Below are 21,906 nucleotides of genomic sequence, written 5' to 3' on the forward strand. Positions count from 1 at the left end.
GCGCTTCCGGTTTTCGCCGGTCGGTCCCCCGCCTGGAATGTTCATGCGGTCAACATCGGGCAGGATGAGCCCATGGCAGGGATCTCGGGCGGAAAGAACTACCACCACGGCGACCTGCGCAACGCCCTGATCTGCGCGGCCGTCGACCTCGCCACCGAAGGCGGCCCCGAGAGGGTCGTCCTGCGCGAGGCGGCCCGCCGCGTGGGCGTCTCGCCCACCGCCGCCTACCGGCACTTCGACGGACGCGGCGAGCTGCTCCGCACCGTCCGCGCCCACGCCCGGACCCGGCTCGCCGAGGCCATGGAGCGGGCCGCCGCCCGCGAGCCCGGCGCCGACGACCCGGCGCTCGCCGCCGAGCGCCGGCTCGCCGCCCTCTGCCGCGGCTACGTCGGCTTCGCCGTCGACCACCCCGGCCTCTACCGCGCCGCCTTCGGCACCGTCCGCCCCGCCGCCGGGGAGCCGCCCGCCGGCGCCCCGGTGCCCCCGGAGCCCGAGATCCGGGCCTTCACCCTCCTGAGGGAGAGCCTGGAGGCGCTGGACCGGACCGGCGGCCGGCGGTCCGCCGCCGGCGCCGCCGCCTGGTCGGCCGTGCACGGCCTCTCGCTGCTCCTCCTCGAAGGCCCGCTGCGCCGGCTCCCCGCCCGGCGGCGCGACGACGTCGTCGAGACCACCCTCGCCATGGTCGTCTCCGGAGCCCGCCCCCGGTGACCCTCCGCCGGTCCCCGCATCGCCACTGGTCAGCCCCGCCCGGGCGGCGCGCCCCAGCAGCAGACCCCCCGAATGGCGACATCCCTCGTACAACGTAAGCTGTACCGGTCTGATCAACACCGCCCACAGCGCCCCCGGAAGTGCCCGGCGGGCGCGTGCTCCGTGCGCGGCGGCGTGTCCGAAATAGGATGGATTGGATCGGCAGTGTAGAACGGGAGATATGACGGCCATGACGCAGAATCTCCAGCTTCACGTGGGTGTCGCCGTCCCCGCGCCGGGCGCCGCCCGGTGACGGCTCCCCGGCACGTGCGCGCCGACGATCCCTCGCGCACCACACTCGGCAAGGCCGCGGACGAGAACTTCCCCGTGGCCCCCTTCTTCCTGCCCCGTGACTGGCGCGACGACCTCATGGCCGTCTACGGATACGCCCGCCTCGTCGACGACATCGGCGACGGCGACCTCGCCCCCGGCGGCGCCGACGCCCTCGGCCTCGGCACCGGCGCCGGCCCGCTCCCCCTCCTCGACGCCCTGGAGGAGGACCTCCACCGGGTCTTCGACGGCACCCCCCGCCACCCGCTGCTGCGCGCCCTCCAGCCCACCGTCCGGCGCCGCGCCCTCACCCCCGGCCCGTTCCTCGGCCTGATCCAGGCCAACCGCCAGGACCAGCTGGTCAGCCGGTACGAGACGTACGACGACCTCCTCGCCTACTGCGAGCTCTCCGCCAACCCCGTCGGCCGGCTCGTCCTCGGCATCACCGGCACCGCCACCCCCGAGCGGATCCGCCGCTCCGACGAGATCTGCACCGCCCTCCAGATCGTCGAGCACCTCCAGGACGTCGCCGAGGACCTCGGCCGCGACCGGATCTACCTCCCCGCCGAGGACCTCAAGCGCTTCCACGTCACCGAGGAGGAGCTCGCCCGGCCCACCGCCGGCGCCGCCGTGCGCTCCCTCGTCGCCTTCCAGGCCGAGCGCGCCCGCGCCCTGCTGCACGCCGGCCTGCCGCTCGTCGGCAGCGTCCACGGCCGCCTGCGCCTGCTCCTCGCCGGCTTCACCGCCGGCGGACTCGCGGCGCTCGACGCCATCGCCGCCGCCGGCTTCGACGTCCTCGCCGGACCGCCGAAGCCCACCAAGCCGAGCCTGACGCGCCAGGCGGGAGCGGTCCTGCTCCGAGCGCGCCGAGAGGGGGGAACGTGACCGTGGAGGAACTGACCCGGCCGTCCGCGCCGGTCCAGGCCGCGTACAGCTACTGCGAGGCCGTCACCGGACAGCAGGCCCGCAACTTCGCCTACGGGATCCGCCTCCTGCCCGCCGACAAGCGGCAGGCCATGTCGGCCCTGTACGCCTTCTCCCGGCGGGTCGACGACATCGGCGACGGCACCCTCGCCCCCGAGGAGAAGCACGAGCGCCTGGAGACCACCCGGGCCCTGCTCGACCGGGTGCGCAAGGGCGACGTCGCCGAGGACGACACCGACCCCGTCGCGGTCGCCCTCGCCGACTCCGCCCGCCGCTTCCCGATCCCCCTCGAAGGGCTCGACGAGCTGATCGACGGCGTCCTCATGGACGTCCGCGGCGCCACCTACCGCACCTGGGACGACCTCAAGGTCTACTGCCGCTGCGTCGCCGGCGCCATCGGCCGGCTCTCCCTCGGCGTCTTCGGCACCCAGCCCGGCGCGGCCGGGGCCGACCGGGCCGCCGAGTACGCCGACACCCTCGGCCTCGCGCTCCAGCTCACCAACATCCTCCGGGACGTCCGCGAGGACGCCGGCAACGGCCGCACCTACCTGCCCGCCGAGGACCTCGCCCGCTTCGGCTGCCAGGACGGCTTCGGCTCGGCCGTCCCCGCGCCCGGCGCCGACTTCGCCGGCCTCGTCCACTTCGAGGTCCGCCGGGCCCGCGCCCTCTTCGCCGAGGGCTACCGCCTGCTGCCGATGCTCGACCGGCGCAGCGGCGCCTGCGTCGCCGCCATGGCCGGCATCTACCGCAGGCTCCTCGACCGCATCGAGCGCGACCCCGGGGCCGTGCTCCGCGGCCGGGTCTCGCTCCCCGGCCCCGAGAAGGCGTACGTCGCCGTCCGCGGCCTCTCCGGCCTCGACGCCCGCCACATCGCCCGCCACACCGTCAGGAGGCAGGGCTGATGCCCCCCGCCGGCACCCACGAGGGCCCCGGCGGGGCGCGCCCGAGCGCCGTCGTCGTCGGGGGCGGGCTCGCCGGGATCACCGCCGCGCTCCAGCTCGCCGACGCCGGTGTCGCCGTCACGCTCCTCGAAGGACGGCCCCGGCTCGGCGGCCTCGCCTTCTCCTTCCGGCGCGGCGACCTCACCGTCGACAACGGCCAGCACGTCTACCTGCGCTGCTGCACCGCCTACCGCTGGTTCCTCGACCGCGTCGACGGCGCCCGCCTCGCCCCCCTCCAGGACCGGCTCGACGTGCCCGTCCTCGACGTCGCCCACCCCCGCGGCCCCCGCCTCGGCCGGATCCGCCGCGACCCGCTGCCGGTCCCCTTCCACCTGGCCCGCAGCCTCGCCACGTACCCCCACCTCTCCCTCGCCGAGCGGGCCTCCGTCGGCCGCGCCGCCCTCGCCCTCAAGAAGCTCGACCCCGCCGACCCGGCCCTCGACGGCGTCGACTTCGCCACCTGGCTCGGCCGGCACGGCCAGTCCCCCCGCGCCATCGAGGCCCTGTGGGACCTGGTCGGCATCCCCACCCTCAACGCCCCCGCCCCGGACGCCTCCATGGGGCTCGCCGCCATGGTCTTCAAGACCGGGCTGCTCACCGACCCCGGCGCCGCCGACATCGGCTGGGCCCACGTGCCGCTCGGCCACCTCCACGACACCCTCGCCGGCAAGGTCCTCGACGGGCTCGGCGTACGGACCCTGCTGCGCACCAAGGCCGAGCGGATCTCCCGCGCCGACGACGGCCGCTGGACCGTCGAGGTGCCCGGCGAGACCCTCGACGCCGACGCCGTCGTCCTCGCCGTGCCGCAGACCGAGACCCACGGCCTGCTCCCCGAGGGCGCGCTCGACGACGCCGACCGGCTCCTCGACATCGGCACCGCGCCCATCCTCGACCTGCACGTCGTCTACGACCGCAAGGTGCTCAGGCGGCCCTTCTTCACCGCCCTCGGCTCCCCGGTCCAGTGGGTCTTCGACCGCACCGCCTCCTCCGGGCTCACCGGCGGCGGACAGTACCTGGCCGTCTCGCAGTCCGCCGCCCAGGACGAGATCGACGAACCCGTCGCCGCGCTCCGCGAGCGCTACCTCCCGGAGCTGGAGCGGCTGTTGCCCGCCGCCCGAGGCGCCGTGGTCCGCGACTTCTTCGTCACCCGCGAGCGGACCGCCACCTTCGCCCCCACACCGGGAGTGGGGCGCCTGCGCCCCGGCGCCCGCACCCGTGCGCCCGGCCTCTATCTGGCCGGCGCCTGGACCGCCACCGGCTGGCCCGCGACCATGGAGGGTGCCGTCCGAAGCGGCTTCAGCGCCGCCGGCGCGGCGCTCTCCGCCTTCGGCCGCCGCCACGACCATCCGCTGCAGGAGGCGGCATGAGTGTGATCACAGGAACCAGAGGAGAGACCGTGCCGACCGTGCCCCCGGGGACCCCGGCCGTCGACACCGCGGACGTGACCGCCCTGCTGGAGAGGGGCCGGACCCTGTCCACCCCTGTCATGCGGGCGGCCGTCGGCCGGCTCGCACCGCCCATGGACACCGTCGCCGCCTACCACTTCGGCTGGATCGACGCCGAGGGCAACCCCACCGACGCCGACAGCGGAAAGGCCGTGCGTCCCGCGCTCGCCCTGCTCTCCGCCGAGGCCGCCGGCGCCCCGCCCGAGGTCGGCGTCCCCGGCGCCGTCGCCGTCGAGCTCGTGCACAACTTCTCGCTGCTCCACGACGACCTGATGGACGGCGACGAGCAGCGCCGCCACCGGGACACCGTGTGGAAGGTGTTCGGACCCGCCCAGGCGATCCTGGTCGGCGACGCGCTCTCCGCCCTCGCCAACGAACTCCTCCTGGAGCTCGGCACCGTCGAGGCCGGCCGGGCCACCCGCCGGCTGACGACCGCCAACCGCAAGCTGATCGACGGCCAGGCCCAGGACATCTCCTACGAGCACCGCGAGCGGGTCACCGTCGAGGAGTGCCTGGAGATGGAGGGCAACAAGACCGGCGCCCTCCTCGCCTGCGCCGTCTCCATCGGCGCCGTCCTCGGCGGCGCCGACGACCGCACCGCCGACAAGCTGGAGGAGTACGGCTACCACCTCGGCCTCGCCTTCCAGGCCGTCGACGACCTCCTCGGCATCTGGGGCGACCCGGACGCCACCGGCAAGCAGACCTGGAGCGACCTGCGGCAGCGGAAGAAGTCGCTGCCGGTCGTCGCCGCCCTCGCGGCCGGCGGGGAGGCCTCCGAGCGGCTCGGCCGGCTGCTCGCCGAGGACGCCAAGTCCACCGCCTTCGACTCCTTCTCCGAGGAGGACTTCGCCTACCGCGCCGCCCTCATCGAGGAGGCCGGCGGCCGTGAGTGGACCGCCGAGGAGGCCCGTCGCCAGCACGGAAAAGCACTCCGTGCCCTGCACGAGGTCGACATGCCCGCCCGGGTGCGCGACCAGCTGATCGCCCTCGCCGACTTCGTCGTCGTACGGAAGAAATGATCATCCACAGCCAGATATGAGTGCGCAGTCGCCGGCCGGTGCCACCCGGCACCGGCCGACGGCAGACCCGCAGGAGCAGAAGGAACCGACTGCCACGAAGGGGAAGCCATGACAGCGACGACCGACGGAAACGCCGGGGCTCTCGGCCCCCTCGCGCCCGCGGCCAGCACCACTCCGCAGCACACCACGACCGTCCCCACCCGCCTCGACGAGGCCGCCGCCCGCGCCACCCGCCGGGCCGCCGACCACCTCCTCGCCCGCCAGGCCCCCGAGGGCTGGTGGAAGGGCGACCTGGAGACCAACGTCACCATGGACGCCGAGGACCTCCTGCTCCGCCAGTTCCTCGGCATCCTCGACCCGGACACCCTCGCCGCCGCCGCCCGGCACATCCGGAGCCGGCAGTACGAGGACGGCACCTGGCCCACCTTCTACGGCGGCCCCGGCGACCTCTCCGCCACCGTCGAGGCCTACGTCGCGCTCCGGCTCGCCGGGGACCGGCCCGAGGCCCCGCACATGGCCCGGGCCGCCGCCTGGGTCCGGGCCGGCGGCGGGATCGCCTCCGCCCGGGTCTTCACCCGCATCTGGCTGGCCCTCTTCGGCTGGTGGCGCTGGGAGGACCTGCCCGAGCTGCCGCCCGAGCTGATCTTCCTGCCGAAGTGGTTCCCGCTGAACATCTACGACTTCGGCTGCTGGGCCCGGCAGACCATCGTGCCGCTCACCGTCGTCTCCGCGAAGCGCCCGGTGCGCCCCGCGCCCTTCCCCCTCGACGAGCTGCACACCGACCCCGACCGCCCGGCGCCCAAGCGCCCGCTCGCCCCGCTCACCGGCTGGGACGGCGTCTTCCAGCGCCTCGACCAGGCGCTGCACGTCTACCACCGCTTCGCCCCGCGCGGGCTGCGCCGGGCGGCCATGAACAGCGCCGCCCGCTGGATCGTCGAACGCCAGGAGAACGACGGCTGCTGGGGCGGCATCCAGCCGCCCGCCGTCTACTCGGTCATCGCCCTCCACCTCCTCGGCTACGACCTGGAGCACCCGGTCATGCGGGCCGGCCTGGAGTCCCTGGACCGCTTCGCCGTCTGGCGCGAGGAGCCCGAGGGCCCGGTCCGCATGGTCGAGGCCTGCCAGTCGCCCGTCTGGGACACCTGCCTCGCCACCATCGCCCTGGCCGACGGCGGCCTGCCCGCCGACCACCCGGCGCTGGTGAGGGCCGTGGACTGGATGCTCGACGAGGAGATCACCAAGGCCGGCGACTGGGCGGTCCGCCGGCCCGGACTCCCGCCCGGCGGCTGGGCCTTCGAGTTCCACAACGACAACTACCCGGACATCGACGACACCGCCGAGGTGATCCTCGCCCTGCGCCGGGTCCGCCACCCCGACCCCGCCCGGGTCGAGGCGGCCGTCGCCCGCGCCGCCCGCTGGACCGTCGGCATGCAGTCCGGCAACGGCGCCTGGGCCGCCTTCGACGCCGACAACACGGGCGTTTTGCCCAACAAACTGCCCTTCTGTGACTTCGGTGAGGTCATCGACCCGCCCTCCGCCGACGTCACCGCCCACGTCGTCGAGATGCTCGCCCACGAGGGCAGGGCCCGCGATCCGCGCACCCTGCGCGGCATCGACTGGCTCCTCGCCGAACAGGACCCGAACGGCGCCTGGTTCGGCCGCTGGGGCGTCAACTACGTCTACGGCACCGGGTCGGTGGTCCCCGCCCTCACCGCCGCCGGGCTCCCCACCGCCCACCCGGCGATCCGCCGCGCCGTCGCCTGGCTCGCCGCCGCGCAGAACCCGGACGGCGGCTGGGGCGAGGACCTCCGCTCCTACGACGACCGCTCCTGGATCGGCCGGGGCACCTCCACCGCCTCGCAGACCGCCTGGGCCCTCATCGCGCTCATCGCCGCCGGGGAACGCGACTCCGAGACCGCCCGGCGGGGCGTGGCCTGGCTGGTGGAGACCCAGCGCGAGGACGGCTCCTGGGACGAGCCGTACTTCACCGGCACCGGCTTCCCCTGGGACTTCTCCATCAACTACCACCTCTACCGGCAGGTCTTCCCGCTCACCGCGCTCGGCCGGTACGTGCACGGCGAGCCCGTCCCCGGCCGGAGACCGTGATGGACCGCGACCGCCCGCCGGGGGAGTCCGCGCCCCCGCTCCTCGTCGCCTGCGCCCTCGGCATCGAACGCCTCGCCCTGCGCGGCGGCGAGCGCGGCGCGGCCCCGGGACCGGTCCGGGTGGTCCGCACCGGCATGGGGCCCGCCCACGCGACCCGCGGGGTGGCCCGGGCGCTGGCCCGCGAGGGCTGGGGCGGCGCCGCCGTCATCGCCTCCGGCTTCTGCGCCGGACTCGCCCCCGGCATGCACCCCGGCGACCTGGTCGTCGCCGAGGAGACCCGTGGTCCCGACGGCGCGACCGCCTGCGACGGAGCCGGGCTCCTCGTCGAGGCGCTGGCCAGGGCGGTGCCCGGCCGGACCGTGCACACCGGCCCGCTGACCGGCTCCGACCACGTGGTGCGGGGCCCCGAGCGGGCCGCGCTGGCCGCCGGCGGGGCGATCGCCGTCGACATGGAGTCCGCCGCCACCCTCCGTACCGCACGGGCGGCCGGACCCCGCCCGCTTGCGGCCGTACGGGTGGTCGTGGACGCCCCCGAACACGAACTCGTCCGCATCGGCACCGTACGCGGGGGAATATCGGCCTTCCGCGTCCTTCGTGCCGTCCTTCCCGCTTTCTTCGAATGGCACCGTTCTCTGCTGCTCCCCAGGAGGTGAGCCGGTCATGGCCATGCCGCTCCGTCAGTCCGTCCGGGTCGGGACCTATCTCTTCGAACAGAAGCTCCGCAAGCGGGACAAGTTCCCCCTCATCGTCGAGCTGGAGCCGCTCTACGCCTGCAACCTCAAGTGCGAGGGCTGCGGCAAGATCCAGCACCCCGCCGGCGTCCTCAAGCAGCGCATGCCGGTCGCCCAGGCGGTCGGCGCCGTCCTGGAGTCCGGCGCCCCGATGGTCTCCATCGCGGGCGGCGAACCCCTGATGCACCCCCAGATCCACGAGATCGTGCGCCAGCTGGTCGCCCGCCGGAAATACGTCTTCCTCTGCACCAACGCGATGCTGCTCCGCAAGAAGCTCGCGGATTTCACCCCGTCCCCCTATTTCGCCTTCGCCGTCCACATCGACGGACTGCGCGAACGCCACGACGAATCGGTGGCGAAGGAGGGCGTGTTCGACGAGGCCGTGGCGGCGATCAAGGAGGCCAAGCGGCGCGGATTCCGGGTCACCACCAATTCGACCTTCTTCAACACCGACACCCCGCAGACCATCATCGAGGTGCTCAATTTCCTCAACGACGACCTCCAGGTCGACGAGATGATGATCTCGCCCGCCTACGCCTACGAGAAGGCCCCCGACCAGGAACACTTCCTGGGCGTCGAACAGACCAGGGAACTCTTCAGGAAGGCATTCGCGGGCGGCAACCGGCGCCGCTGGCGGCTCAACCACTCGCCGCTCTTCCTCGACTTCCTCGAAGGGAAGGCCGACTTCCCCTGCACCGCCTGGGCGATCCCCAACTACTCCCTCTTCGGGTGGCAGCGCCCCTGCTATCTGATGAGCGACGGCTACGTCCCCACCTACCGCGAACTCGTCGAGGAGACCGACTGGGACAAGTACGGCCGCGGCAAGGACCCGCGCTGCGCCAACTGCATGGCGCACTGCGGCTACGAACCCACCGCCGTGCTCGCCACCATGGGCTCGCTCAAGGAGTCGCTGCGGGCGGTCCGCGAGACCGTCTCGGGGAGCTGAGGGGCGGGCCATGACCGAGGGCTTCGACCTGCGGGCGCTGCTCGCCGAGCGCGGCGGGGAGCGGTACGGGCTGCACGCCCGGTACCTCAACCCGCAGCTGCCGCGGATGCTGCACACCATCGGCTTCGACAAGCTCTACGAGCGGGCCGAGGGCGCCCACTTCTGGGACGCCGAGGGCAACGACCACCTCGACATGCTCGCCGGCTTCGGCGTCATGGGCCTCGGCCGGCACCACCCCGTCGTCCGCCGGGCCCTGCACGACGTCCTCGACGCGGACCTCCCCGACCTCACCCGCTTCGACTGCCCGCCGCTGCCCGGACTCCTCGCCGAGCGGCTGCTGGCCCACAGCCCCCACCTCGACCGGGTCTTCTTCGGCAACAGCGGCACCGAGGCCGTCGAGACCGCCCTGAAGTTCGCCCGGTACGCCACCGGCCGGCCCAGGGTCGTCTACTGCGACCACGCCTTCCACGGGCTCACCACCGGCGCCCTCTCCGTCAACGGCGAGCAGGGCTTCCGGGCGGGCTTCGACCCGCTGCTGCCGGACACGCCGATCGCGCTCGGCGACCTCGACGCCCTGGAGCGCGAGCTCCGCAAGGGCGACGTGGCCGCCTTCGTGGTCGAACCGATCCAGGGCAAGGGCGTGCAGGAGGCGCCGCCCGGCTTCCTCGCCGCCGCGCAGGAGCTGCTGCACCGGCACGGGGCGCTGCTGATCGCCGACGAGGTGCAGACCGGCCTCGGCCGGACCGGCGACTTCTACGCCCACCAGCACGAGGAGGGCGTCGAGCCGGACCTGGTGTGCGTGGCGAAGGCGCTCTCCGGCGGCTACGTGCCGGTCGGCGCCACCCTCGGCAAGGACTGGATCTTCAAGAAGGTCTACTCGTCCATGGACCGGGTCCTGGTCCACTCGGCCAGCTTCGGCGCCAACGCCCAGGCGATGGCGGCGGGGCTCGCGGTGCTGTCGGTGATGGAGTCCGAGGGGACCGTCGCGCACGTGCGGCGGGTCGGCGGGCTCCTGAAGGGGCGCCTGGAGGAGCTGGTGCCCCGCTACGAGCTGCTGCACGCGGTCCGCGGCCGGGGGCTGATGATCGGCATCGAGTTCGGCCGGCCGAGCTCGCTGGGGCTGCGCGGGCGGTGGGCGATGCTCCAGACGGCCCGCAAGGGGCTCTTCGCCCAGATGGTGGTGGTCCCGCTGCTCCAGCGGCACCGGATCCTCACCCAGGTCTCCGGGGACCACCTGGAGGTGATCAAGCTGATCCCGCCGCTGGTGATCGACGAGGCGGACGTGGACCGCTTCGTCACCGCCTTCACGGCGGTCATGGAGGACGCCCACGGCGGGGGCGGGCTGCTCTGGGACTTCGGGAAGACGCTGGTCAAGCAGGCGGTCGCGCAGCGCTGAGCCGCCGCCCGCCGCGGTTTTTGCCTCTGGGGCAAGAAACTTGCCCCAGAGGCACGTTCCTGGCGGAATGGACCCATGGACCACGTCCCCCGGGGCTCCGCCCCGGAAACCGCCGCTCCCGACGCCATGCCGGACGTCGCCCCGCAGCTGCGGGCCCTGCGCCGGCGCCGGGGGCTCACCCTGGAGGCGGCCGCCCAGCGGGCCGGACTCTCCCCGGCGCACCTCTCGCGCCTGGAGACCGGCAACCGGCAGCCCTCGCTGCCGATGCTGCTGGCCCTCGCCCGTATCTACGGTACGACGGTCGCCGAGCTGCTCGGGGAGGCCCCGCCCGAACGCGACCCGGTGATCCGGGCCGGCCGCTCCGATCCGGTCGAGGCCGACGGCTGGGTCTACCGGCAGGCCGGCGGCGCCGGCCGGGCCATGCAGTGCCTGCGCGTCCACGTGCCGTACGCCACCCGGGCCGACATCGTGCGCGTCCACCCCGGCGAGGAGTGGCTGCACGTCCTCGAAGGACAGGTCCGGCTCGCCCTCGGCGAGACCGTGCACCTCCTCGACCCCGGCGACAGCGCGCACTTCGACTCGCTCACCCCGCACCGGATCGGCGCGGCCGGCCGCGCCGGCGCCGAGGTGCTGTTCGTCCACACGCTCCTGCAGAGCCCCGCCGCCGAACTGTGCCTGGGCGGCGGCGCCCCGCACCCCCGCTGAGCCCCGAAGGGTTGGCCGAGATGTCCGAGAAGTCAGTCAAGTCCGTGAAGTCCGCAGCGGTCACCGGCGAAGAGCGCGGCGAGGGGAAGTTCCCCAAGGGGCTGGTGCTCCGCCTCTTCGCCTACCTGATCGCCGGTCACCTCTTCGCCGGTTTCCTCTACCTGCTCTTCATGCTCGGCGGCCAGAACCAGTAGCCGCCGCGGCCGGGACCGGCGGCGGCCGGGGCGCGCGGGCTCACGCCTCGGTGAGGAACCGCTCCCGCAGCCGCTCGCGGGTCCCGGGCGCCAGCTTCAGCCCCTCCGAGAGGTAGGCGTCGACGGAGCCCCAGGTCGCGTCGATCGTCTCGAAGGCGGCCCGCAGGTACTCCACCCGCGCGTCGAAGAGCGGGCTCAGCAGCTCCATCACCTCGGGCGTCATCGCGTCCCGGGCGGTGGGGCTGCGGCGCACCTTGTAGCGGCGGTGGGGGGCGTCGGACTTCACGTAGTCCGCCTCGATGGCCGCGCGCTCCACGCCCAGCGCGAGCAGGGTGATCGCGATCGAGAGCCCGGCGCGGTCCTTGCCGGCCGCGCAGTGCATCAGGGCGGGGACGGACTCCCCGGCCAGCGAGTGCAGGACCCGGCTGTGCTCGGCGGTCCGCTCCACGACCATCCGGCGGTACGAGGAGGTCATCCGCTCCGCCGCCCTGCCGTCGCCCAGCAGGCCCCGCAGCGTGTCGAGGTCGCCCTCGCGGACCATCCGCCAGAACTCCTTGCCGTCGGCCGGGTCGCTCAGGGGTATGTTCACGTTCCGTACGCCCGGGAGCTCGACGTCCGGCCCCTCCACCTTGGCGTCCGCGGCGTTGCGGAAGTCGAAGATGGTGTGCAGGCCGAGGCCGGCGAGGAAGGCCGCGTCGGACTCGGTGGCGTCGGCGAGGTGGCCGCTGCGGAAGAGGGCGCCGGGCCGGACGGTCCGCCCGTCGGTGGTCGGCAGGCCGCCCACGTCCCGGAAGTTGCGGACCTCCGCGAGCTCGGGCTCGCCGGGTTCGAGGGGCTGGACCTGCGGCAACTGCTGCGTCACGGATGCTCCTGGGGGTAGGTGTCGGGGGACCGGGACGAGGTCGGTTCCCCCCGCAATCATCCCGGCGCGCGGGGCGCGGCGCACCCCCCTGGCCGGTAATGGGCGATCTGTCCGTATTCGTGTGACTTGGCGTAAGGCGCCCTGGTTGAGGGGGAGATGGGATTCCGTGCGTGAGCAGGGTCATAGAGGTGACGGATCGTGCCCGACCGCCCGGTCCAACCACCCTCCCTGAAAAGGGATTCGAGGGATCGTCATCGACGGAGGGTGACCGGAATTCCGGGCCCGAAGATCGCCCCGGAATGCCCGGGGAATTCCGCGGCTTGTTCGCGCCGACCCCGCTCGTCTAGCGTCGCCGTCAATCCGGTCGGACCGCCTAGTCCTGCCACCGCCCGGAATTCGATCCCATCCCGACGTGGCAGGAGCGGGGGACCCAGGGAAGTACGCCGGTCCCGCGACGCAGGACGGCTAGGGGTGAAGCCGCGTGGACGCGCGGCCGGACATCTCCAGTCCGAACCCGACAGCTCACCTCGCAGGCGCCGGAGAGGAATTCGCCATGCCCGCGAACGGTAAGCACCGCCGCAAGAAGTCCACCCTCCTCACCCGTGGCCTCGTCGCCGCCGGCACCGGCGGCGCGGTCGTCGCCCTGCCGCTCATCGGCGCCACCGGCGCCCACGCCGCCGAGCAGGCCGCCCCGGCCGCCGCCTCCGGCGCCGTGGTGACCGCCGCCGCGCAGGTCCGGGCCCAGGCCGCCGCCGCGCCGGCCGCGCGGGCCGCCACCCCGACGACGTACTCCGTCGTCGCCGGCGACTACCTGTCCAAGATCGCCGCCGACCACGGCGTCGACGGCGGCTGGCAGAAGCTCTACGCCGACAACCGCAGGGTCGTGGGCGAGGACCCCTCGCTCATCCTCCCGGGCATGAAGCTCACCCTCGGCGGCAAGAACACCGCCAAGGCCGCCGCCCCCAAGGCCGCCGCCCCCGCGCAGGCCGCTCCCAAGGCCAAGGCGAAGGTCACGAAGAAGGCCGCGCCCGCCGGCGAGCAGACCCGCGCCTCGCGCTCCACCGAGCGCGCCGCCGCCCCGGCCGCCGCCCAGTCCTCCGGCTCCTCCGCGCAGGCCGCCTCCTCCGGCTGGGTCGCCCCGGTCTCCGGCGGCGTCTCCACGCCGTACCGCGCCTCCGGCTCCATGTGGTCCTCCGGCTACCACACCGGTGCCGACTTCATCGCCTCCTCCGGCACCACCGTCCGCGCCGTCGGCGCCGGCACGGTCGTCTCCGCCGGCTGGAGCGGCGCCTACGGCAACGAGGTCGTCATCAAGCACGCCGACGGCAACTACTCGCAGTACGCCCACCTCTCCTCCCTGGCCGTCTCCGCCGGCCAGTCGGTGAGCGGCGGCCAGCAGATCGGCCTCTCCGGCTCCACCGGCAACTCGACCGGCCCGCACCTGCACTTCGAGATCCGCACCTCGCCGAGCTACGGCGCGGACATCGACCCGCTGGCCTACCTGCGCCAGCACGGCGTCTCGATCTGACCCGTCCGGCCCCACGGCCGTCCGAAGGCCCGGCACCCTGGTGCCGGGCCTTCGCCCTATTCCGGCTTGGCAAATTCTTTATCGGTGGCATATGTCACCTGCCGTCAACCCTTCCTTACGGTCGCGTAGGTCACATCCGAAAAGGAAGGATGTGCTTTCGTGGCAGACGATTCGAGAGCAACAGACGAGAACGTGTTCGGGGCGGTCGGGGGATTCGGGTCGTACGCGGCGATCGGTGACAGCTTCACCGAGGGCGTCGGAGACCCGGGACCCGACGGGACCTACGTCGGCTGGGCGGACCGCTTCGCGGTGCTCCTCGCCGACCAGCTGCCGGACCCCGAGGAGTTCCGCTACGCCAACCTGGCGGTCCGCGGCCGCCTCCTCGACCAGATCGTGGCCGAGCAGGTCCCCCGGGCGAAGGAGCTCGCCCCCGACCTGGTCACCTTCTGCGCGGGCGGCAACGACATCATCCGCCCCGGCACCGACCCCGACGACGTCGCCGAGCGCTTCGAGCGGGCCGTGCGGGACCTCACCTCCGCCGTCGGCACCGTCATGGTGACCACCGGCTTCGACACCCGTGACGTGCCCGTGCTCAAGCACCTGCGCGGCAAGATCGCCACCTACACGGCCCACGTCCGCGCCATCGCCGACCGCTACGACTGCCCGGTCCTCGACCTGTGGTCGCTGCGGTCGGTCCAGGACCGGCGCGCCTGGGACGACGACCGGCTGCACCTCTCGCCCGAGGGCCACACCCGGGTCGCGCTGCGCGCCGCCCAGGTCCTCGGCCTGCCGGTGCCGGCCGACCCGGACCAGGCGTGGCCCCCGCTGCCCGCCCGGGGCCCGCTGGAGGTCCGCCGCGACGACATCCACTGGGCGCGCGAGTACCTGGTGCCGTGGATCGGGCGGCGGCTGCGCGGCGAGAGCTCCGGCGACCACGTCGAGGCCAAGCGCCCCGACCTCATGCCCCTGTAGCGTCCGTCCGGCCGGCGGGGATCCGCTCCAGGACCCCGCCGGCGAAGACGTCGTACAGCGGCAGCGACTCCAGGTGGACGTAGCCGATGTGGCAGTCGCAGACGGCGAGGGGGCAGGCCCGGGGCCGCAGCGCGGCACGGTACGAGCCGTCGTACAGGTTGCCCAGCTCGGCCCGGACGAAGTGGCAGCGCCGCACCGTCCCCTCGCCGTCCACCGACACCACCGACTCGCCGGTCCGGCAGGGCAGCCCCGCCGACCGGTGCGGCCGGCGGCTGTAGGGGAAGAGCGGATCGAGGCCGGTCCACGCCGCCGCCTCCGCGTCGGTGTACGCGTGCCCCTCGGCGGCGTTCACCCACAGGTAGACGTGGTCCGGCAGCGCGGCCCGCAGCCGCAGCGCCTCCCCGTGGTGTTCGGGGAGCCCCACCACGCCCACGCTGAACCGGACGCCCCGGGCCGCCAGGTCGAGCGCCTTGCCGAGGAAGCGGTCGTACGGAGTCTGGCCCGGGTGGTACGTGCACCACAGGGCCAGCGACCCGAGGTCCGCCCCGTCCAGCCACGAGGTCCGGCAGCTCAGGTTGGTCTGGATCGCCACCCGCTCCACGTGCGGCAGCCGCGACAGCTCCACCATGGCCCGCCGGTACCAGGAGCGGACCAGGCCCTCGCCCCAGGGGGTGAAGAGGATCCGCAGCCGGTCCCCGGTCTGCCCGGCCGCCCAGCCGGTGAACCGCTCCAGCGCCGCCCGGTCCGCGCGCAGCGTCTCCGGGGAGTCCCGGCGCTTGGCGAAGGGGCAGTACGGGCAGTCGTAGTCGCAGGAGGCGAGCGGCCCCCGGTACAGCAGCGTCAGGTCCACGGTCCGCCCCTACTTCGGCTCGTACGCGGCCATCGCGGCCCGCACGTCCGGGGAGAACAGCTCGGGGCCGAGCCCGTCCGAGTGCGCGAGCCCCTCCGCCGACAGCCTGAGCAGCCCGTCCGGCGCGGCCCCGTCCAGCCAGCCCCGCTCCGCGAACCGGTCGAGCTCCGTCCCGAAGTCCTCGTGGACCGAGGACCCGAACCGCTTCTCGTACCCGGCGAGCTCCATGCCCCCCGCCTGGAGCAGCGACTGGAGGAGGTGACGGCGGCGCGCCTCCGCCCCGTCCACCCACCGGCCCACCTCGGCCCGGGAGAAGTCCCGGGTCTCCGTGTAGGCGTCGATGATCGACCGGATCTCCCGCATGTCGACCGCGTAGTCGAAGGAGTAGTGCAGCGCGGCCGTGTAGGAGCGGGCGCCGCAGCCCAGGCCGATCATGCCGTCCGTCTGGCAGGCGTGGTCGTCCGGACCGGCCGGCGCCGCGCCGGGCCGCCGGAACATCCGCATCGACACCTGCTCGTACCCCGCCGCGAGGAGGTGGTCCCGGCCGAGCCGGTAGAGCCGCAGCCGCCGCGCGTCCCACTCCCGGTCCGACTCGGCGGGGCCCGAGCGGCCGAGCCCGGTCAGCGGCCGCACGTACAGCGGGTACAGGTACAGCTCCTCGGGTCGCCAGGCGAGCGCCGCGTCCAGCGAGTACCGCCAGGACTCCTCGGTCTGCCCGTCGATGCCGTAGATGAGGTCGATGTTGAGCACCGGCACGCCCGCGTCCCGGATCCGGCCGAGGGCCGCCTCCACGTCCGCCCGGCGCTGCGGCCGGACCGCCGCCCGCGCCTCGGCGTCCACGAAGCTCTGCACCCCGATGCTGAGCCGGGTCGCGCCCCGCCCGGCCAGCACCGCGAGGCGGTCGGCGGTGGCAGTGGACGGCGAGGTCTCGACGGACAGCGGCACCGCCCGCAGGTCCGCGCCCATGCGGTGCTCCGCGATGTCGCAGAGCCGCTCCAGTTCGGCGGCGGTGAGGAAGGTCGGGGTGCCGCCGCCGAAGGCCGCCGCCGCGAACCGCACCGGCGCCGCGTCGCCCAGCGCCTCCCGGACGGCCACGGCCTGCCGGTCGAGCGCGTCGAGGTAGCGGGTCGTCAGCTCGTCCGGGGCGCCGATCCGGGTGAAGAGGTTGCAGAAGCCGCAGCGGACCTCGCAGAACGGGATGTGGGCGTAGAGCGAGAGGGCGTCCCTCGGCTCGTCCGCCCAGAGCGCGGCCAGCTCCGGCCGGTCCGGCAGCGGGCGGTAGGCCGTCTTGTGCGGGTAGGCGTATACGTACGAGCCGTACGGGCGGGGGAGCGGGGCGCCGGTCACGCGACGGCTCCTTCGGCGGGGCCGGCCAGGGTGAACTGCGCGTACGGCACCGTCCACACCACCTCGTGGCCGAGCCGGTGGCCCGTGAAGCCGTCGTCGCCGTACGCCGTGCCGTGGTCCGAGCAGACGATCGCGAAGCAGCGCCGGCGGCTGCTCATCGCCGCGAAGAGGCGCCCGATGTGCCGGTCCACGTACTCCAGGGCCGCCGCGTGGGTGGCGCGGGTGTCCCCGGTCTCGCGGCTCGCGCCCGGAGTGTGGAACCAGTTGGGCTGGTGCAGGGCGGACACGTTCACGAAGAGGAAGAGCCGGCGGTCCGCCGGGAGCCCGGCCACCACCTCCTCGGCCCGCGCCACCTGTGCCTCGAAGGAGGTCGGCGAGGCCACCCCGAACGACGGCTCCCAGTGGCTCTCCTGGAAGAGCCCGGGCAGCACCGACCCCAGGGGCGCCTGCTTGTTGAAGAAGCCGACACCGCCCACGCACACCGTCCGGTAGCCGTCGGCGGCGAGCGCCGACACCAGGTCGGGGGCGTCGTACACGTAGGTGCCGTCCGCGGTGGTCTCGCTGCCCGCGAACCGGGCGGCGAACAGCCGCGGGTGCGGCCCCGGCGCGGCCGGCGTCGGCAGGAAGCCCGCGAAGATCGCCTGGTGGGAGGCGTAGGTGAAGCTGCCGGGGGCGTGCCGCCGCTCCCAGCGGCCGTCCGGGAGGTGGCGGGCCAGGTTCGGTATGCGGCCGGCGGCGGCCAGCTCGGCGGCCACGTCGTACCGGAGGGTGTCGAGGGTGACCAGGAGCAGGTCGTGGCTGCCGACGACCGTGTTCATGTCGGGCTGGTTCACGGAGGGGTGCTCGTTCCTGTGGTGCGTGTTCCTGTGGTGCGGGTTCCGGTGGCGCGGGTCACCGGCCGGCTGTTCCCGTGGTGCGCGTTCCGGTGGCGCCGGTCACCGGGGCGGCTGTTCCCGCCGGGAGGGGAGCGGGTGCGGGCGGGGCGCGCAGCAGGTCGGCGACCTGGGCGCCGTACGTGTCCAGGCCCTCGGCGCCGCTGCCCGCCAGGCCGGTGAGTCCGGGCAGCAGGTCCCCGAAGGCGTTGACCTCGCCGACCGCGAAGCGGCGCCAGCCGGCGCCCGGCAGCAGGTCCACCCCGACGCAGCGGGTGCCGGGGAAGGCCGCCGCCGCCCGCTCGCACACGGCGAGGGCGTCCTCCCAGCGGCTCCCGGCGGCGGCGATCGCGGTCCGCGCGGCGGCGAGGTCGCCCCGGGCGCCGCCGAGGTGCAGATTGGTCAGCGGCGAGCGGCTGGTGCGGACGACCGCGTGCGTGGCGCGCCCGCCGGTCACCACCACCCGCAGGTCGGCCGCCCGGCCGCCCTGGACCGCCTTCGGCAGCCAGCGCTCCACGTGCAGCCCGTCCGGCGCGAGCGCGTCGACCAGGGCGCCGACCTCCCGCTCGCCCGTGTAGCGGCGCACCCGCAGCGAGTTGAAGAGCCGTCCGGCGCCGTCCCGCTCGACCGAGGTGGCCGCCTGCACCCGGCCCGCGCCGGCCGTCTCCACGGCGAGCACCCCCGAGGCGGAGGAGCCGTGGGCCGGCTTGACGAAGACCCGGCGCAGCCCGGTCCCCGCCATCAGCGCCACCAGGTCGTCCCAGCCCCGCACCGGCGCCCCGCCGGGGCCCGAGGTCGGCGACGCCGGGACCGGCACACCCGCGGCCGCGAGCCGGCCGTGGGTGAGCCGCTTGTCGAAGAGGACCGCCGTCTCCCCGGGGTCGTCCACCAGCACGGCACCGGCCCGCGCCGCCCCGGCGGCGAGCCCGGCCAGGGCGGCGGTGAACCGCTCGTACCAGACCCGGCCGCCCTCCACGCGGGCCGGATCGGTGGTGCCGCGCAGCAGCAGGTCGACCTCCGGCACCTCCCCGGGCGAGTCGACCCGCACGGTCTCGCCCGCCGCGAAGCGGGCCCGGCCGTGCAGGACGTCCGCCCAGGAGACGGCCCGCGCCCCGGGCAGCCCGGCGGCGCGCAGCGCGTCCTGGAAGAACGCGACGCGCCGCCCCGCCGGATCGCCGACGACGACGAGGCGCGGGCCGGGGGTCATTCGGCGATGGCGACGTAGCGCCAGACGTCCCCGTCGCCGTCGTCCTCCGGGGTCTGCGGGTCGTCCAGGACGACCCGCACCCCGTGCGGGGCGAGGGCGGCGGTGAGCCGGTCCCGCATGGCCCCCGAGAGGTAGTGGTGCTCCAGGTCCAGCTCCCGCAGGTGGGTCAGCGGCTGGCCGTCGAGCAGCGCGGCGGCGCCCTCGTCGGTGAGCACCCCCATGCTGAGGTCGAGCCGGTCGAGGCGGGCGACGACCGGGGCGCCCGCCACGGCGGCGGCCACCCGGTCCTCGATCACGCTGTTGCACAGGCCGAGGCTGCGCAGGGCGGGGAAGGCCTCGCCGGAGAGCAGCGGCGCCAGGTCCTCGGGCGAGGAGTCGCCGCCGTACTCGTCCGTCCCGAGCCACAGTTCGAGGTGCTCCAGGGCGGGCAGCTCGCTGCCGGCGATGCCGCGCACGACCTCGGCGCCGAGCCCGCCGGCCTCCACGACCAGGGTCTCAAGGCCGGTGTGGCGCACCGAAGGGAAGGCGAGTCCGGTGCCGCCGCGCACGCCGAGCTCCCGCAGCGCCGGGTAGGCGGCGAGCAGCGGCGTCACGTCGGACTGGACGATCCAGGAGATCTCGCAGTCCTCGAAGGTCATGTCGCCGAGGAAGACGGCCTCCAGGGAGGTCAGCCGGTTGTTCGCCCCCATGAGCGCGGTCACGACCGGGGCCGAGGAGGTGTCGTACGCGTCCTCCCAGCCGCCCACGACGATCGCGCGGACCCTGGCGGTGTCCACGGTCTTCAGGAAGCGCTCGAAGACGGCCGCCCAGCTCTCCTCGTCGGCGTCGCGGTACGTCGGGCTGGACAGCCGCCAGGCCACGGCCGCCGCGTCGGGCAGTCCGGTGCGCGACTCGGCGTCCGGGAGGTCGAAGACGGGGAGGCCGTGGAACTCCTCCAGGTGGGCCCCAATGGTCATGACGGTGCTCCAGACGACAAGACGACAAGACGACAAGACAACAGGACGACGGACGGCGGTCGGCGGACGACAGGCGACGGACGGCGGGCGGCCGTACGGCCGGTGTACGGACCGACGGCAAGAGTTCTACCAAGTCCCACCGACACCCGGGTGCGGCGGGTGCCGGTCCGGACGCGTTGTCAGTGGCGGCCTCTAGCGTCGTTCCCGTGTTCGGGCACCGGTTCCGGACCGGGAAAGGGGAGAGCCATGTACCGGCAGGGGGACGTGCTGATCGTGCCCGTCGACGAGCGGGCCGTGCCCGCCCGGGCGAAGGCCGCGCGGGGGGAGCCGAGGGACGGACGGGGACGGCTCGTGCTCGCCTCCGGCGAGGTCACCGGACACGCCCACGCGGTCCCCGGCCCCGGCCGGCTGGTGCGGGAGCCGGGGGCGTACGGCCCCTTCCTGCTCGAACTCCCCGAGGGCGGGCGGCTCGTGCACGAGGAGCACGCGCCGATCGTCCTGCCCAGGGGCTGGTACCGGGTGGTGCGGCAGCGGGAGTACGTGCCGGGCGCGTACCGGATCGTGGCGGACTGAGCGGACCGGGACGGGACGCGGACGAGGATGAAGGAGCGGACGGACGTGGGGGGCGGGGCGATGGACGAGGGCGACGTGCGCGGCGGCGGCGAGGGCGTCGACGATGGCGGCGGCAGCGGTGGTGTGCCGGGAGGTGCTGGGAAGGACGGCGACGCGTACGAGAAGTGGCGGCGCGTCGCGGCCGCCACCGGGCCGGCCGACCGGACCGCCGTCGAGGCAGGTATCCGGCGGGCCTACAGGGCGGCCGGGCTGCCCGCCCCGGACCGGGTGGTGTGGGCGGACTCGCCGCTCGCCGGGGTCGAGCTGGTCGCGGGGCTGGCCGACCGGGGGCGTTCGGTGCGGGAGGAGGTGCGGACCCTGCCCTGGGCGGAGGAGCGCCGCCGGCTCCACGACGCGCTCGGCCCGGCCGGGTGGACGGCGCACTGGCAGGCCACCGGCGCCCGGCTCTGGGAGCCGGCGCGGGCGCTCGCCGAGCGGATCAGGACCGGGATCCTGGACGAGCTGCTGGACCGGGAGAAGCCGGGCGCCCTCACCGAACGCGCCGGGCGCGAGCTGTTGTACGACGCCGTGCTCGGCCAGCAGGACGCCGCCTGGCTCGCCGCCTTCGACGGGCAGGGGGACCGGCTCGCCGGGCTCGCCGGGCTCGCCGCCGTCGCGGAGCAGGCCGGCTGGTGGTGGCCGTACGAGAAGGCCGTCGTCGTCTGCGAGCGTCCCGTCGAACTGCACCGGGACGAGGCCGGCCGGCTCGACCGGGGCGACGGCCCCGCGCTCGCCCACCGGGACGGCTTCGCCCTCCACGCCTGGCGGGGCATGCCGGTCACGCGCCGCTTCCTGGCCGGCCTCGCGTACCTCACGCCGGAGCGGATCCGCGCGGAGCGGAACGCCGAACTCCGGCGAGTGATGCTGGAGTACTACGGCTACGAGCGCTACCTCGAAGCCTCCGGGGCCCGCCCCGAGGGCCGCGACGAGGCGGGTGTGCTGTGGCGGATCGAGCTCGCCGACGACGAGGACGTCGTCATGGTCGAGGTGGTCAACTCGACGCCGGAGCCGGACGGCAGCCACCGCACCTACTGGCTCCGCGTGCCGCCCGCCACCCGGACCGCCCGCGAGGGCGTCGCCTGGACCTTCGGCCTGGACGCGGAGGCGTACCGGCCCCTCGTCCAGACCTGAACCGCCCTCAGGCCGCCGCCGCCCGCGACGGAGCCGTGGGCGCGGAACCGCTGGTACGGAGAGGTGAAGGGCGGCGCCGGGACAGGAGTGGCACCCGGGAGGCGGCGCTCCCGGGTGCTGGGATGTGCCCGCCGGAGCCACCGGC

Annotated in this window: 21 protein-coding genes and 1 riboswitch; of the genes, 15 read left to right on the top strand and 6 right to left on the bottom strand. The window is 74.6% G+C overall.

Annotation, left to right across the window (positions count from 1 at the left end; genetic code table 11):
- Positions 1-72 precede the first annotated feature (72 nt).
- The 11 genes from ACF1ED_RS01350 (at position 73) to ACF1ED_RS01400 (ending at position 11,424) form a co-directional block, all read left to right on the top strand.
- Complete coding sequence (locus tag ACF1ED_RS01350; RefSeq protein ID WP_391756310.1) at positions 73-708, top strand: TetR/AcrR family transcriptional regulator; 636 nt, start codon at positions 73-75, stop codon at positions 706-708.
- Between the two features lie 306 nt (positions 709-1,014).
- The gene (hpnC, locus tag ACF1ED_RS01355; RefSeq protein ID WP_391756311.1) at positions 1,015-1,902 is read left to right on the top strand and encodes a squalene synthase HpnC; all 888 of its coding nucleotides are present in this window, start codon (positions 1,015-1,017) and stop codon (positions 1,900-1,902) included.
- Positions 1,899-2,843, top strand: coding sequence for a presqualene diphosphate synthase HpnD (hpnD, locus tag ACF1ED_RS01360; protein ID WP_391756312.1), 945 nt, complete (start codon positions 1,899-1,901; stop codon positions 2,841-2,843). Before hpnC ends, hpnD begins: the two co-directional genes overlap by 4 nt.
- Positions 2,843-4,249: a hydroxysqualene dehydroxylase HpnE gene (gene hpnE, locus ACF1ED_RS01365; protein WP_391756313.1), complete on the top strand. Its 1,407-nt coding sequence runs from the start codon at positions 2,843-2,845 to the stop codon at positions 4,247-4,249. Before hpnD ends, hpnE begins: the two co-directional genes overlap by 1 nt.
- Complete coding sequence (locus tag ACF1ED_RS01370; protein WP_391756314.1) at positions 4,246-5,346, top strand: polyprenyl synthetase family protein; 1,101 nt, start codon at positions 4,246-4,248, stop codon at positions 5,344-5,346. Before hpnE ends, ACF1ED_RS01370 begins: the two co-directional genes overlap by 4 nt.
- A 108-nt stretch (positions 5,347-5,454) precedes the next feature.
- Positions 5,455-7,452, top strand: a complete 1,998-nt coding sequence (gene shc, locus ACF1ED_RS01375; RefSeq protein WP_391756315.1) for a squalene--hopene cyclase — start codon at positions 5,455-5,457, stop codon at positions 7,450-7,452.
- Positions 7,452-8,105, top strand: a complete 654-nt coding sequence (locus tag ACF1ED_RS01380) for a 1-hydroxy-2-methyl-2-butenyl 4-diphosphate reductase (protein WP_391756316.1) — start codon at positions 7,452-7,454, stop codon at positions 8,103-8,105. Before shc ends, ACF1ED_RS01380 begins: the two co-directional genes overlap by 1 nt.
- A 7-nt stretch (positions 8,106-8,112) precedes the next feature.
- The gene (hpnH, locus tag ACF1ED_RS01385; protein ID WP_391756317.1) at positions 8,113-9,129 is read left to right on the top strand and encodes an adenosyl-hopene transferase HpnH; all 1,017 of its coding nucleotides are present in this window, start codon (positions 8,113-8,115) and stop codon (positions 9,127-9,129) included.
- Positions 9,130-9,139: 10 nt separating this feature from the next.
- Positions 9,140-10,525 (top strand): aspartate aminotransferase family protein, encoded by a 1,386-nt coding sequence (locus ACF1ED_RS01390; RefSeq protein WP_391756318.1) that lies wholly within the window; start codon positions 9,140-9,142, stop codon positions 10,523-10,525.
- A gap of 75 nt (positions 10,526-10,600) precedes the next feature.
- Positions 10,601-11,230: a helix-turn-helix domain-containing protein gene (locus ACF1ED_RS01395; protein ID WP_391756319.1), complete on the top strand. Its 630-nt coding sequence runs from the start codon at positions 10,601-10,603 to the stop codon at positions 11,228-11,230.
- A 20-nt stretch (positions 11,231-11,250) separates the two neighbouring features.
- Positions 11,251-11,424, top strand: a complete 174-nt coding sequence (locus ACF1ED_RS01400) for a DUF6126 family protein (protein WP_190225428.1) — start codon at positions 11,251-11,253, stop codon at positions 11,422-11,424.
- Positions 11,425-11,464: 40 nt separating this feature from the next.
- Here the strand turns inward: ACF1ED_RS01400 and ACF1ED_RS01405 are convergent, their stop codons facing one another.
- Positions 11,465-12,286 (bottom strand): tyrosine-protein phosphatase, encoded by an 822-nt coding sequence (locus ACF1ED_RS01405; protein WP_391756320.1) that lies wholly within the window; start codon positions 12,284-12,286, stop codon positions 11,465-11,467.
- Positions 12,287-12,677: 391 nt separating this feature from the next.
- Positions 12,678-12,835: riboswitch (cyclic di-AMP (ydaO/yuaA leader) on the top strand.
- Between the two features lie 4 nt (positions 12,836-12,839).
- Between ACF1ED_RS01405 and ACF1ED_RS01410 the strand changes: the two genes are divergently transcribed.
- Entirely contained in the window at positions 12,840-13,814 is a 975-nt protein-coding gene (locus ACF1ED_RS01410; RefSeq protein ID WP_391756321.1) for a peptidoglycan DD-metalloendopeptidase family protein, read from the top strand.
- A 159-nt stretch (positions 13,815-13,973) separates the two neighbouring features.
- Positions 13,974-14,786 carry an SGNH/GDSL hydrolase family protein gene (locus ACF1ED_RS01415; protein ID WP_391756323.1) on the top strand — a complete coding sequence of 271 codons (813 nt, stop codon included), beginning with the start codon at positions 13,974-13,976 and terminating at the stop codon, positions 14,784-14,786.
- On the opposite strand, the gene ACF1ED_RS01420 is transcribed toward ACF1ED_RS01415, so the two are convergent.
- The 5 genes from ACF1ED_RS01420 to ACF1ED_RS01440 form a co-directional block, all read right to left on the bottom strand.
- A complete protein-coding gene (locus tag ACF1ED_RS01420; protein ID WP_391756324.1) occupies positions 14,773-15,636 on the bottom strand; it encodes an STM4011 family radical SAM protein in 864 nt (287 codons plus the stop codon). The genes ACF1ED_RS01415 and ACF1ED_RS01420 overlap by 14 nt on opposite strands.
- A 9-nt stretch (positions 15,637-15,645) precedes the next feature.
- A complete protein-coding gene (locus tag ACF1ED_RS01425; RefSeq protein ID WP_391756325.1) occupies positions 15,646-16,983 on the bottom strand; it encodes an STM4012 family radical SAM protein in 1,338 nt (445 codons plus the stop codon).
- Positions 16,980-17,801, bottom strand: a complete 822-nt coding sequence (locus ACF1ED_RS01430; protein ID WP_391756793.1) for an STM4013/SEN3800 family hydrolase — start codon at positions 17,799-17,801, stop codon at positions 16,980-16,982. The genes ACF1ED_RS01425 and ACF1ED_RS01430 overlap by 4 nt, the downstream gene beginning before the upstream one ends.
- Before the next feature lie 73 nt (positions 17,802-17,874).
- Positions 17,875-19,062 carry an STM4014 family protein gene (locus ACF1ED_RS01435; protein ID WP_391756326.1) on the bottom strand — a complete coding sequence of 396 codons (1,188 nt, stop codon included), beginning with the start codon at positions 19,060-19,062 and terminating at the stop codon, positions 17,875-17,877.
- Positions 19,059-20,018, bottom strand: a complete 960-nt coding sequence (locus ACF1ED_RS01440) for an STM4015 family protein (RefSeq protein WP_391756328.1) — start codon at positions 20,016-20,018, stop codon at positions 19,059-19,061. Before ACF1ED_RS01440 ends, ACF1ED_RS01435 begins: the two co-directional genes overlap by 4 nt.
- A 246-nt stretch (positions 20,019-20,264) precedes the next feature.
- On the opposite strand from ACF1ED_RS01440, the gene ACF1ED_RS01445 reads away from it, so the two are divergent.
- Positions 20,265-20,591 (top strand): hypothetical protein, encoded by a 327-nt coding sequence (locus ACF1ED_RS01445; RefSeq protein ID WP_391756329.1) that lies wholly within the window; start codon positions 20,265-20,267, stop codon positions 20,589-20,591.
- Between the two features lie 27 nt (positions 20,592-20,618).
- On the top strand, positions 20,619-21,761 hold the full coding sequence (locus tag ACF1ED_RS01450) for a DUF6745 domain-containing protein (protein ID WP_391756331.1): 1,143 nt from the start codon (positions 20,619-20,621) through the stop codon (positions 21,759-21,761).
- Positions 21,762-21,906 lie beyond the last annotated feature (145 nt).

The sequence above is a fragment of the Streptomyces sp. NPDC014656 genome (assembly GCF_043084305.1).
Lineage (GTDB): Bacteria > Actinomycetota > Actinomycetes > Streptomycetales > Streptomycetaceae > Streptomyces.